General features: G+C 37.3%; 9 protein-coding genes, 5 tRNA genes, 1 rRNA gene and 1 pseudogene (1 of these 16 only partly in view). All 16 read right to left on the bottom strand.

Annotated elements, in window-relative coordinates; genetic code table 11:
• Positions 1-8: 8 nt before the first annotated feature.
• On the bottom strand, positions 9-851 hold the full coding sequence (locus EHW90_RS03355) for a hypothetical protein (RefSeq protein WP_124951218.1): 843 nt from the start codon (positions 849-851) through the stop codon (positions 9-11).
• Positions 852-885: 34 nt separating this feature from the next.
• Positions 886-4,728 carry a DUF5702 domain-containing protein gene (locus EHW90_RS03350; RefSeq protein ID WP_124951216.1) on the bottom strand — a complete coding sequence of 1,281 codons (3,843 nt, stop codon included), beginning with the start codon at positions 4,726-4,728 and terminating at the stop codon, positions 886-888.
• Positions 4,729-4,732: 4 nt separating this feature from the next.
• Positions 4,733-5,419, bottom strand: coding sequence for a TadE/TadG family type IV pilus assembly protein (locus tag EHW90_RS03345; protein ID WP_124951214.1), 687 nt, complete (start codon positions 5,417-5,419; stop codon positions 4,733-4,735).
• Positions 5,420-5,453: 34 nt separating this feature from the next.
• Positions 5,454-5,684, bottom strand: coding sequence for a hypothetical protein (locus EHW90_RS03340; protein WP_124951212.1), 231 nt, complete (start codon positions 5,682-5,684; stop codon positions 5,454-5,456).
• A gap of 67 nt (positions 5,685-5,751) precedes the next feature.
• Positions 5,752-6,606 (bottom strand): type II secretion system F family protein, encoded by an 855-nt coding sequence (locus EHW90_RS03335; protein WP_124951210.1) that lies wholly within the window; start codon positions 6,604-6,606, stop codon positions 5,752-5,754.
• Between the two features lie 4 nt (positions 6,607-6,610).
• Entirely contained in the window at positions 6,611-7,414 is an 804-nt protein-coding gene (locus EHW90_RS03330; protein ID WP_124951208.1) for a type II secretion system F family protein, read from the bottom strand.
• Positions 7,414-8,652 (bottom strand): CpaF family protein, encoded by a 1,239-nt coding sequence (locus EHW90_RS03325; RefSeq protein ID WP_124951206.1) that lies wholly within the window; start codon positions 8,650-8,652, stop codon positions 7,414-7,416. The genes EHW90_RS03330 and EHW90_RS03325 overlap by 1 nt, the downstream gene beginning before the upstream one ends.
• A gap of 772 nt (positions 8,653-9,424) precedes the next feature.
• On the bottom strand, positions 9,425-11,605 hold the full coding sequence (locus EHW90_RS03320; RefSeq protein ID WP_124951204.1) for an alpha-galactosidase: 2,181 nt from the start codon (positions 11,603-11,605) through the stop codon (positions 9,425-9,427).
• An 18-nt stretch (positions 11,606-11,623) separates the two neighbouring features.
• Positions 11,624-12,151 (bottom strand): annotated as a pseudogene (locus tag EHW90_RS03315) (carbohydrate ABC transporter permease); the annotation flags it as partial.
• Between the two features lie 345 nt (positions 12,152-12,496).
• Entirely contained in the window at positions 12,497-12,847 is a 351-nt protein-coding gene (locus EHW90_RS03310; RefSeq protein ID WP_124951202.1) for a hypothetical protein, read from the bottom strand.
• 210 nt (positions 12,848-13,057) lie between these two features.
• A tRNA-Leu gene (locus EHW90_RS03305) sits at positions 13,058-13,143 on the bottom strand.
• Between the two features lie 12 nt (positions 13,144-13,155).
• Positions 13,156-13,229 (bottom strand) — tRNA-Asp (locus EHW90_RS03300).
• 25 nt (positions 13,230-13,254) lie between these two features.
• A tRNA-Asn gene (locus tag EHW90_RS03295) sits at positions 13,255-13,327 on the bottom strand.
• A gap of 27 nt (positions 13,328-13,354) precedes the next feature.
• A tRNA-Ile gene (locus EHW90_RS03290) sits at positions 13,355-13,428 on the bottom strand.
• Between the two features lie 20 nt (positions 13,429-13,448).
• Positions 13,449-13,520, bottom strand: a tRNA-Glu gene (locus EHW90_RS03285).
• 202 nt (positions 13,521-13,722) lie between these two features.
• A 23S ribosomal RNA gene (locus EHW90_RS03280) occupies positions 13,723-13,858 on the bottom strand; it runs 2,853 nt beyond the window's last position.

Genomic DNA, 13,858 nt, shown 5'->3' with positions numbered 1-13,858 from the left:
CGGGTATTTTAATAGAATTTTTTATCAATCTTCCAGTAGTCATCTAAGCTTATCAATGTTTCCATAGAAGCTGTTGTTGATTTTTTCAGTTTCTCATAGTTTTCTTCCATAGTCTTTGCTTCAGCTTCATCCGACATATCTACAGGTCTTACACCCCATATTGCCATACCCATTCCATAACCTTGGTTATCATCGGCAGGATTTGAACCGGCACCTTCAGGACTGAAGTAATAATATGCTATATATTTGCCCCTAACCAGTTCAGGATATCTGGTATTGGAAGGATCTTTTCTTGTTACATCTATATGACCTTCTTCTTTTATAAAGTCTACACCGTTATAAGTAACCTTTTCAGTATTATCTACAATTACTTCATACTGCTGTGCAGAGTACATATAAAACAATCTATCATCAGCTACAAAATCATCCCATAAAGTCGTCAAACCCTTTAATATTCCAGGTATTTTCTCCAAGTCCTCACTATATTCTACATGCCATACTTCTTCCGCTGATGTTTTATCAGTACATTCACGTTGATAAAAACATGATGCCGGTTCACCCTTATTCTCCTCAAATCCTAATACAAGCTCATTTGTTCCAAAATAACCCGCCTTGGGAAATTCACGGTCTGCCATAAGGTCCATTCCACCTATAGTTCCAAGTGTTACACCATATTCAAACTCTTTTTTCTTAGCCGGCTTTTTTGTGGTTTCCTCCACCTTACTCTCTTTTGCAGTAGTTTCACCGGTTGCAGTACTGCCTGTACTTGTATCAGACTTACCACATCCGCTTCCGATAATACTTGCTGTAGCCAATACACCGATAAGCAACATTTTTTTTACATTTTTCATCTTCTTAATTTTGCCTAAAAGGCTTCCTCCATATTTAGTATCCTAATACACCCTTATAATTTATAGGATAACCGAATTGACCATCCAACATAAATTTCTCATTATTATTGTTAAAAGCCTTCAAGTTCATAAACACAGGCTTTATCTGTGTGTCGGCTTTTACCTGCAGAAGCACTGTAGCATTTTGCATAGAGAATCCTTCTCCTGCATAGTAAAGTGAACCTTCCTTACTTGCATTGGTCTGTATAAGATTTCCCATCCTGCAGATTACACTCTGTTCATCTATCAAGTACTGTATTGAAAGGAATACCATAAGATAATCTCTGTAGCTCATCTCAAAGGTACTTGCCTTGGTCTTATCAAAGCCGTTAAGCTCAAGCTTATTATTTCCGTCTCCTATAGCAAGAGCATCCCCGCCTGCACCTTCAAATTCTTTGTTGAACTCATTTATCTTATTATTTATAGCTTCCTGCGCACTGCTGTTTGCAGCATCAAGAGCACTACCTACACCGTTCTTAAGCTTATCTTTAAGCTGACTTCTGTCAATTATGGAATGAATTGCATCTTCTAACTTCTGTTTTTTACCTTTAAAAAACAGTTCAATACTATTATTTATACTGTCTGTTAATTGATTGACATTATCCTTATCAATTCCTGCTGTCTGCATAACTGTCTCTACAAGTTTATTACGACTTTCATCAGTGTTAATAACCTTAAATGCCTTAAGTTTAGCCTGTGCAACCAAACCTCCGGTTGCCACCTCAGCTTCCAGATCAGCCTGCATTTTATCAAAACTTTCCTTAAGTGCAGTCTTCAGTCTATCTTCCAGTCCGTCTCTGGCATCTCCCACCTGTGCCGTACACCACAGTATCTTTTCCTGTATAGGCGTCTGTATGGACGTTATAATAGTATCTGTAGATGTATCTACCATATTATCTACATACTTATCAAGCGTTTCATCAAACTCCTCTTTGGCATCATCAGTATACTCATTCATCTTTTTATACAGTGTATTTGCCGCAGTCTTAGCCGCCGCCTGTACTATTCCTCTGGCATATCTCGCTCTCCATACACTTGGATTCTTATATAATGCTACAGTCTTTCCTGATACCAAATCATTTACATCCAATACACTCTCAGTAAGCGCCGATGCAAGCAACAAAACATTTTGTACTATCGGAACTCCGAATCCTGTCCAACCGGCTATGGCGGTAGCCATTGCAAATGTCTCATTTCGTAGTTCACTGTCACTGGTATATGCATATATGGCGTTCAGCAAAAATCTCACTCCGAATATTCTTGCCTTTACTCCGTTTACATTAGCTTTTAAGTCGGGGTTTCCAAGAAGTATATACTCCTGCTCCGCCCTGTAGGCTTCATTGTTTTTTTCGCTGAAAGGCACACCTGATAATGTCTTTTCATTTTTACCTCCACCTTCTTCTCTGTTGGTCGTATAGCAGCTGAACATTGTCGTGGTGTATGCCATAAGGTATAGCTTATCTCTTCCACCAACAAGAATATCGCCTATTTTGTCAAATCCCGAAATAGCTTCTTTTGATGTTTTCAAAGCATTATCCGCCAGCTTATCCGCACCGCCGTTTTGTAATGATTCCGCAGAGTTTGCATCCATTATCTGTGCAGCCTGCGCACTTGTATTCATTACATTAGCTATTTGTGCGCCGCTTATTTCTACAGGTTCAGGTGTATTATCAATACCGGAGCCTTTAATCATATTATCTCTCTGACTTTTCTTCTCCGAATCACCCTCAGGCTTTGTCGCCATACTGTTTTTCTCAAGAAAGGCAAAGAGCGGGTCTACATAGTATTTTCCGTCAGTACCGGTTGTTCCACCCAATGTAGAATCGACATCGTAACATTCCACTCCAAGGAAATTTCTAAGCTTCGGATCCTTGTATTCAAATTCCGAATCTACCACCTTGTATCCCTTTGCGTTTTCTTTCGTTTCAACAACTTTTTTTATCTTTTCAGGTATATTGCTTTCAAATCCCATAAATAAAAGGCTGCTGTCCTCTGTAGGTATATATGCTCCTAAGGTATGTAATGCTTCCTGCTTTGAAACCACCTCCTCAGTAGTAGTAAGATTATCCTCATTTGTTAAATTTGATACATAGGATATTATTCTATCTATCCACTGATCGTCAGATTCCCCGGAAGTCGCAGGTGTTATACCTGCATAATTAAACTGTTGAAGATTTGTAATAACCTTATTTGAATAGTCTATTGAATACTTGAATGTGTTAATCATTTGATCAACATATCCCTCTATAACTGCCTTAGTCTTAGTGGAATAGTCCTGATGCATATCATTTTTTACACCCGACTCTGCCATATTATTGATATCTATATTCCAGTTATCAGCTATCTTTTGCAATTCTTCCGAGGCTGATTTTAATTCTTCAAGTTTTTCTTTTATACCCTCAGCCTTTTCTTTTAATCCTCCAAACCACACATAATAATCTCTTGCTTTTCTCATAGGCGGTATAGCCAAAATTTTAATATCCGCCTTTAGATCTTTTAGATATTTATCTCTAAGATTATTTACATTGTAATTCGGTCCAAAAGGAACAGGACCTGCTTGATATGCTGTTACCGTTCCATACTCTGCCGGAATTGCTTCTTTTACACCATTTGCACTCCAATCACCGACAAAATCATCCCAATACCAATTATACAGCTCCGTCCATTTTTGATTTTCTTCATTTTCAGCATCTATTATAGAGGACCCATCATCATCTTCATCTAATTCTGCAAGTTGTTTTTCAAATCCATCTATAAGTTCATTATGTTTTTTTTCACGTAATCTATAATTTTTATTAACACGATGGAATTTTTCTTTCTCCTCATCGTATTTTTTATAATATGTTACGTAATCTTTAAATCTATTATACTCTAAAGAAGATTTATCCAGTATACGGGCGCTATGTTGATCATTATGTACAGATGGACTGTAAACTGCATAAAAATCCGCACTCAATTGAGCAATATCACTTGCAAAATATTGCTTAGATAACTCCAAACTGTCTCCAAGAGGATTATCATCATTTTTATCATCATAACGCCAGTACTTATCTGTCCCAAGTTCCTTAAGCTTTTCCACCTGAACATATGCTATTGCGTCTCTTGTAGCATGTAGAAAATTTCTGTCACCATCTCTATATACCTGTTCTTTAATCTCGAACGGAGTCTTGAACTTCCATGTAGGAGCATCTGTTTCTATAAGATAATCCTCATATTCTCTGGAAAGCTTATATATTTCTAAACACAGATTTTGTATATCCTTTAGCTTTTTTTCGTAATCCTTTTTATCTTCCAATGCCTTTTGTTGAGCCGGCAATGATTTTAGAATATTCATTTTCTCCAAGAATCCATATCCTATAACCGCCGGTGCTCTGTACTTCATATAGTCAAGTACCTGTGCCCTTAATATATTTGCATTGGAGAGATTTGCACCTGCCGCCTGGCTTACTTCAAAGCCTCCGTCAGCAAGTTTCATTTTCATAATATCTGAGATTTCATCTCCATTACTTCCTGATAATGCTATATCAACAAGTTCTTTCACTAAGCCTTGATCATGCAGGCCGCTGCTTTTTAATGTAGCTTCAAAGTATACCTCCAGATTTTCCTTTAAATCATCCATATCCTTAGAAATCGCAAAGAGTCCGTATGTATCCTGAAGTACAGAATTATAATATGTCAACCCTGCATTAAGTGCCATATCTCCTGCACCCGATACTACATTTCTGGCAAGTATTATTCTGCCGCCATCTATTAAAACAGTAGTAAATATCATAACTGCTGTTAAAATAAGTGACATAAATACGGTTAGCGAACCGTGTTTGTTATAAAAGATTTTCATATTGTCACCTGCCTGTTCCGCCCAGTTTATCTCTTAATGTCTTTAGTTTATTTACATAGACATCGACCCTTTCTTTCAGATTAAACTTCTCCAAAAGAAAGTCTATAAGGTCAGCCCCCAGGTCGATATCTCTAACAAATTCTGTTGCATTGGAGGAGAATGCGTAGCTCGACTCCTGAAGTTCCAGATTTTCCGGAGCACCTATATGCTTTAATGCCTTTGCCAATCCGTCAGGTAATCTGATACCGTATTTGATATTGGCCTTCACTGTAGGTGTTATTATTCCGGTAATCTCTATATCGGAATCTACGGTCAATCCGCTAACCATAGTATACTTAAGTAAAAGTGCATTCAGTTTTTCCTCAAAACCGTTTCCAACTTCATCCTTACTCCTGAAAAAACCTGCATAAAGTTCTCTCTCTTTATAATAACTGTCAACGCCGTCTGTTCCCGGAAAGCCGATAACATCTATATCTATCCCGCTGCTTGCAGGTGCAAGATATTTTTCGTAACCCGGATATGCAGCTTCTCTTGCCGCTTGTGAAGCAATCTTTGTAGTAGCAAACTGTACCAGAGTCTGCTCAAGCTTTAAAAGCCCCAATACCAGCATTGCAATTATTGTAAATATGAATAACGGATATATCAATGCTGCTTCTACCATCAATGTACCACGATTATCTTTACCTCGCATATCTCCTCCTTATGCTAACACATTGGACTAATTATTAATTAGTACCGCTAACAAATCCACCTAATTTATCAAATATTTGCCCAACAATTTCGCCAAGTCTTCCATTAAATACGGTTGCTACTGCAATTATAATAACGATAAGTACCATAACTGCTACCATATCAGATGCTCCGCGCTCCTCTTTCTTGAAAGCATCCAAAGCTCCCTGAAGTTTCATTGCCTGTGCCATAACGAACAGATCAATAAGTTCAAACATTTTTTCCATCTTGTTACTCCTCTCTTTGAACAAAATAATATTTATGTAAAAGCTTTAGTCGACATAAGCTTTAACATCAGAATTTAAGACTGCTAAACATAGGTACAATTATTAAGATCAATACTCCTAAAAATATAAGACCTATAGGCATTATAAGCTTACTGCTTGCCTTCTCACCTTTTCTTTTTACTTCATGTTTTTTTTCTTCCCAAGCTTCATTACTCATATCTCTAAGAAAAACAACAACTTCACTACTTCCTTTTTGCAGGTTTTGTATCATCATTGTTGAAAACTTTCTAAGAGACTTTATAGAACATCTCTCTCCAAAAGCCTTATAAGCCTCGATTTCTTGGATACCGTTACTTAACTCAATAGCTGTATTTTTCATCTCTTGATACAATATTCCGTCATTTGTAGATGCCACTTTTGTCCATGCCTCTCTTATAGGCACACCTGCATTTACAAGTAGCGTGAGTTTTGATAACATACCCGGATAATCTCTTAAAAGCTCGTCTCTTCGTGAATTTATTTTATCATTCAAAAGTTCATCCAGATACCATATCATCATAGCACTTATAACTATTCCCACTATCAGCAATTTAAAGTTACCGCTTACTCCTGTAACCATAAACATAAGCAGTATCAGCACTATTCCAAATGTAATTTGACCGCCTCGTAATATATAAAAATAATACGGTCCATATTGTTTTCCGTATATTTCCGAAATAAGCTTAATCTTTCCTCTCGCATTTTTGCTGTTCATATCAAAGTGTATAAGCTCCATAAACCCAAATCCGATATAATATATATCCGACATAGGGTATTCTCCATTCGGTATCCCCGCTAATACATCATCAAATTTTTTACTGAATCTGAAATGCAAGTATAGTACAAACAATGCAAATATTGTTGCCAACACCATAAGTATCATATTTTTACATCCTTATATTTACTATCTTTCTTCCCATCATATAGGCTGCTAAAAACAGTCCTATTGCAACTATCTTTACTATCACCGTGAAAGTTGTATTTGCTACTGCTGACATACTTCCGATTCCACTTAATGCTATCATTATTATAATCGGCATTACCATCATAATATTCAGCTCATTTTCCTTCTCTGTGAGCATAGTCTTTATTTCCATTTCTATTTCTATCTTGTCATTGATTATCTTTCTGCTATCCCATACAACCTGCTTGATATCTCCACCCTGTCTAAGTCCCGATTCAAATGTAGCTGCAAAGCTTGCCACATCATCAAGTCCACATCTGTCTGCAAAATCCTTCAATAAATCTTCAATAATTATATTATTTGTCATTCCTGCAATTATTATTCTGGTCTCATTTACTATATCCGACTTCTCACCGTACAGACTTAACAGATCCTGATAGCTTTCTGCAAAGGCTTCCATTGTATTCTTTCCTGAAGAATAAGATGTTGTAAGTGCTTCAAGTAAATCTCTAAACTCGATAAGCAAATCTCTTTGTCTTTTTTCTCTTCTATACTTTTGATAAAAACGTATTGCAGGTATGCCACAAACAATTCCGGCGATTGCAGAAATAGTGAATATTCTAAAGAATACCATCATTACTACAAATCCAAGTGCAAATCCAAGTGCAAATCCCACAAGATAATCCACTAATCTCATATGATATATATGATAATCATCGGCATTTCCCATAAGACCGTGGTTTTCAACATAACTCTCAGTCTTACCCTTAAATATTTTTTTTAACATCAAATATCTCCTTTATATCCCATGAGCCTTAGTTTAAATGTATTTTTTAAAGGATTCTTTGTCCTCTTAAGTTCACCTACCACCTTATCCATCGTACTCTCTTCGCTTTCTTCAAATACATATAAAGGATTTAGCTCTATCTCACCGTCTTTTAATCCCATAACCTCGGATATTTCCATAGTCTTTCTGCTATGATCTCTGAGTCTTGAAAGATGAATAATTATATCTACGGCTGAAGATATCTGCTGGCGTATAGCTTCAAGAGGTAAGCCTTCAGCACCCATAAGTACCATAGTTTCCATTCTGCTAAGCATATCTCTTGTAGAATTGGCATGTCCTGTTGAAAGCGACCCGTCATGTCCTGTATTCATCGCCTGTAACATATCAAGTGTCTCAGCACCTCTTACCTCTCCGACTATTATTCTTTCAGGTCTCATTCTTAAAGATGTCTTTATAAGGTCCCTGATTGTAATCATTCCCTTTCCTGAAGAGTTTGAATTTCTGGTCTCCAGCTTTACCAGATTATCTATACCTACTATCTGAAGCTCGGCAGAGTCTTCTATTGTGATTACTCTTTCGGTCTTCGGTATATAGTTTGATAGGGCATTTAGAAAAGTAGTTTTACCGCTTCCTGTTCCCCCACTTATAAATATATTATATTTTGCTTTTACCAATGTTTCCAGAACAGCGGCTATTTGTGGTGTAATGGATTTATATTTTATGAGTTGCTCCACCGTCATAGGAGTCTTTGAAAATTTACGAATGGTTAAAGTAGGCCCTTTTAATGCTACCGGAGGCAAAACCACGCTCACTCTTGATCCGTCAGGTAATCTTGTATCCACAATAGGATTTGACTGGTTTACCTCTCTACCGGCTCTTCCTACAATACGCTGAATGATATCTTCCAGTTTTCTTTGACTTTCAAAGCTTTGGTTAAGTCTCTCAAGTTTTCCGCTTTTCTCAATGAAAATCTCATCCGTACCGTTTATCATAACCTCCGTGATATCATCATCCTTTATGATCATATCGAGCAGTCCCAGACCTCTTATTGATGAATATAGTTCGTCAGTCAGATTTACTCTTTCCTGAATTGAAATATAGATATCACCTAATTGCTCATTGACCAGCTTTTCTATCTTTGAATAAAGCTCTTCGTCCTTTAATCTGCTTAAATCGAAATATTTAGATATGTATTCTCTTGCTTGATATAAAAAATCCTTGCGTTCTAAATCATTCATACTGCACTCCTTTAAATACATTATATACTTCTAACTAACAAAACCTATTTACCGCTTACTTATTTCGACAAACAATCTACGTCGATTATATATGCCTAACATTTTACTGTCAATATTACATTTTACTTTTTGCAAATATTTTTTATCAAAAATATCTTTTCTAAAAAGTATCTTTATTATATTATTCAAAAGTATTATATAAATAATTATATCTTTTATCAGGCATTATATAGTACGTAGTTATTGCTTTGTATTATAAATACACTGACCAACATCGGTAAATTATTTATTATGATAGAATATATTTTAAAGCATACATTGACTATAAAGGTATAGTATTAATTCCCCTATTATCTATTATGTATAAACATATGAAGAAAACTTAGGAATTACACCTTTTTGATATCAACTTCTATAAAGATTTAGTGCAATTTGTACCAAACCTTATGGCACGATTATATCCACCTAATTTTCAGGTGTCAATACGCCTCTGTTAAGTTTGTGCAAGTTTTTTTAGATGACGTTTTTTCATTGTAAGAGTTGCACAATTCAGGTTTCTATTTTTTATGAGAGATAACCAAAAAACGAGCCTCTGCCGTAAGGAAAACGTAAGAATTTTTGACACAGAGCACAGGTTATAGAACAGGCGCACATTACACTCTCGAACAAATATTCACAATAAAAAAGCCTGCCTTTCGGCAAGCTTCAATAAAATCAAAAAATATATTAAATATTTTTAAGTATATTGTAAGTTTTGACAAAAATTGTAAAACTATACTTTTTTTATTTCAAACCTGAAACTTTCATATTCCTCTCTAATCCTTGGAATAAGGAAGCCTCCGCTCATCCAGACTCTTCCTGTTCTCTTTACTCCGGCTATCTCATATACCGCAGTTTCATCAAGTCCTCTCGGATAAACGTAGATATTTGACTCATTTGCCTCAAGGCTCTGAACCACCGCACTTAAAAGTCCGAAAGACTTATCCTTACTTACTGTCTGCCAAGCACAAACTCTGTTAGAATCATACGGACTTGTAAGTCTGTAGTAGTCTCCCTCATGTACCAACTCATCATACTTTAAATAGTCCCTTACCTGAGACTTCACCATTTCCTGCTCTTTATCTGAAATCTTGTTAAGGTCAAGCTCATAACCGAATGTACCTGCCATAGCTACTGTGGCTCTGGTCTCAAAAGGTGTCCTTCTCATAGTCTGATGGTTCGGAGATGCCGATACATGGGCTCCTGCACTGCCTATAGGGTATGCAAAAGAACTTCCGTACTGAATCTTAAGTCTCTCGATAGGATCGGTATCATCACTTAACCAAATCTGCGGATGATAATAAAGCATTCCAAGGTCATATCTGCCACCTCCGCCTGAGCATCCCTCAAACAATACATCAGGGAATTCTGTAGTCAACTCATCCAAAAGCTCATAAAGTCCCAGTACATACCTGTAGTGGAATTCTCCCATACTGTTTGCATCAAGTTTTGCGGAATATACGGCAGCCAAACTTCTGTTCATATCCCATTTTACATATGATATATTTGCATTTTTCAGGATATTTACCACCATAGCTTTGATATAATCTCTTACATCTTTTCTTGTAAAGTCAAGTACATACTGTTCTCTGCCCTTGACTCCCTTTCTGCCCGGTACTCTTATCATAAAATCAGGATGCTCTCTGTACAGATTGGTATCCTCATTTATCATCTCAGGTTCAAACCAGATACCCAGCTTCATATCTATAGCATTGATACGATCAGCCAATTCCTTAAGAGATGAACCGAGCTTTTTCTCATTTACATACCAGTCTCCAAGTCCCTTTGTATCATCATATCTCTCACCGAACCATCCGTCATCCATAACCAGCATTTCGATACCGAGACTCTTTGCCTTTGAAGCAATATCAAAAAGCTTATCCGCATCAAAATCAAAATATGTGGCTTCCCAGTTATTTATAAGTATCGGTCTGTGTGTATGAACAAACTTGCCTCTTTGAAGGTTTGCTCTGATTGCATCATGATATGAATGTGTAAGTTTTTCAAATCCCGCATCCGAATATGTAAGCGCCACCTCCGGAAGCACAAGCTCCTCTCCGGCATTTAATATATATTCAAACTGCTCAGGATGAAGTCCCACTACAAGTCTTGTCTGATTTACCTGATCCACTTCGGCTTCAATAATAAATGAACCGCTGTATACAAAGGCCGCTCCGATGCAATCGCCTGATACTTCATTTGTACCTTTCTTTGCAAGAATCACAAAAGGATTTTGTTGATGGCTTGATGTACCGCGCTTACTCTCAAGTCTCAATTTACCGTGTGCAAGCGGACTTCTTTCAAACTCTCTTTCCATAGCATGTTTTCCGTGGAAATGAATCAGATCGAAATCTCCGTCTACCATATCAATACAGGCTGACAGTGCTTTTTCAACCTTCAAAGTATTTTGTGAAGTATTTACCACCTTTACAGCTCTTGTGATAATGTCGTATTTTTCAAGCACACCATATAAAAGTTCCACTCTTATACCGCTTTCTTTATCTATGAGATTGACCTGTATACTCTCACCTTCGTCCTCGCTCCATGTAAAGCCCGGAAGACCCTTAAGCTGATACTTTCCTCTTGTGATTTCACATGAGTCATACTTTAAATCAAGTACATTTGAACCGTCAGGGTGTACTACCTGTATACAATCAGCTCTGTAATCTCCGTTGCCGAAGGTCGGATACTCCTGTGGGAACACATCCAGTGAATATGTTCTGTCCATAGTCTCATAAGGGTTTCCGCTGAATCCTCTGTCAATACTGCTGATACGATATGACATATCATCTGCACCTTCTATCCTTTTGCCGTACCAAGTATGGAAAAGATATCCCAACTCATCAATCTTCATCTGATATGAAGTATTCGCTGTAGAAAGTGTTATCAATTTATTATTTAATTTTATAAACATAAATACCTCTTAATTTATTTATAATTTTCCACCTGATGTTGCTATACCTTCCACAAACTGCTTTTGGAATATCAGATACAGAATTATCATAGGTACACAGGCAAGTAGTGAAGCCGCCATAAGTTGCGGATAATTATTTGTATATTGTCCCTGCATCTTTGCAAGTGCTGCCGAAAGCGGCATAACATTCTTATTTACAATCATCGGCCACATCAAGTCCTTGTATGCAAAAACAGCTGTAAAGATACCGAGTGCAATCATTCCTGAACGAACAAGCGGCATCATTATAAGCAAAAATGTCTGACCGATATTGCAGCCGTCTATTCTGGCGGCCTCTTCAAGGTCTTTCGGTAATGACATAAATGCCTGTCTAAGTAAGAAAGTACCGAAAGCCGATACAAGTCCCGGGAAGACAAGTGCAAATATGGTGTCAAGCATTCCCATTTTACTTACCATCAAATACTGTGGAATAATGAATATCTGACTCGGAACCATCATCTGGAAAAGCACAAGTCCGAAGCAAAGTGTCTTTCCCGGAAATTCAAGTATTCCACCATGTTTTCGAACATCATATCAAGCAAATCGTCTTCATTTTGAGTTATATATGAGTTGTATTGAGAATAATAATCTATTGGCAATACCACTTTACTCATGTCTGAATGAAGATGCAACCACTTTGCCCCAACTACATTCTGTCTATCCTCAAATGCAATCTTTCCAAAATCTTGAATCGTATTACAAGATGAGTACTTTGCGAGTCGCTTCAGTCTCGGCAAATTTTCAACGAGTTACTGTGTATAAGACGGAAATAACTTAGCTGAAATTCCATACTCCTCAATTAAATAATGCGCAGATGATTCCGTAAATGTTTCCTCTAAACTTCTCCATTTTTCAATTATGTTTCCGGATGAGTCCATCCCATTCAAGTCCGTTATCAGATAAATGGAAAGATTCATGGAAAGCCGTTTTAATTCTATAGTTTATGGAGCGAGCATCATTTGAATTTAGCACATACTCATCAAAATATATCTTGTTTCTCGTATTCCTTTTCCCCAACCGGCAATATCCATTATCCGGTATAGCCTTTATGCTTACAGGAATATTACTTCTGTCTATGCCTAAATTATCTATCAGTTTCTCAGCAAACTGTTTAATATCATTGTTTGATTTAATTTGAGAAACATTAGACAGTCCGGTCATCACCTTGTAATTTATTTTAGCATTTTGCGGTACCTCATTCAATAGTTGAGCTTCAATCTGTTTCGTCGACTAAATCTTATTTCACTGTAATTTTCTTAGACATTTCATTAGACATTTATTAGACATTTTAATTTTTAAGGGCATTTTTAGACCGGTTTTAGACATTTAAAAGCGTATGAAATATCATACTCTTAATGGCAATCAAAAAGGCTTAAACCCTTATAAATCAAGGATTTAAGCCATATTTCAAACTGCCGCAGACCGGAATCGAACCGGTACGGGTATTTCTACCCACGGGATTTTAAGTCCCGGGCGTCTGCCTGTTCCGCCACTACGGCATAAAATAAAAGCGACCCGAATCGGACTCGAACCGACGACCTCCGCCGTGACAGGGCGGCGCTCTAACCAACTGAGCCATCGGGCCATAATATTAAGATATAAAATCTTAGCTCCCTGAGTAGGACTTGAACCTACGACACTGCGGTTAACAGCCGCATGCTCTACCGACTGAGCTATCAAGGAATATTGCCCTTAGAAAACTAAGGGCAGTGGAGCTTCAGGGACTCGAACCCGGGACCGATCGGTTATGAGCCGATTGCTCTAACCAACTGAGCTAAAGCTCCAAATTCTAGGCTTACGCCTATGACCCCAACGAGATTTGAACTCGTGTTACCGCCGTGAAAGGGCGATGTCTTAACCGCTTGACCATGGGGCCGAATACTGTGATATTCTACTCTGTGACAAGTAAATTGTCAAGTATTTTTTTATAAAAGGGAATACACCCTCAAAACTGCCTACCAAACTGCATTTCTCACTTAGCGAAAACTTTGTTTGAGCTTTAGTGAGAAAGTACACCTCAAATTCGCTTGCGGATTTGATGGTGTTTCCGATTATATACATAAATTTTTTCCTATCTTTTGGTTAAACCCTCGACCTATTAGTAACCATCAACTTAATACATTACTGTACTTACATCTTGGCCCTATCTACCTCGTAGTCTTCAAGGGGTCTTACTGTTTTCACATGAGATATCCCATCTTGAGGGGGGCTTCA

Source organism: Lachnoanaerobaculum orale, assembly GCF_003862485.1.
Classification (GTDB): Bacteria; Bacillota; Clostridia; order Lachnospirales; family Lachnospiraceae; genus Lachnoanaerobaculum; species Lachnoanaerobaculum orale.
The sequence above is the reverse complement of the archived record's forward strand: the minus strand, read 5'-3'. Positions and strand labels throughout refer to the sequence as shown.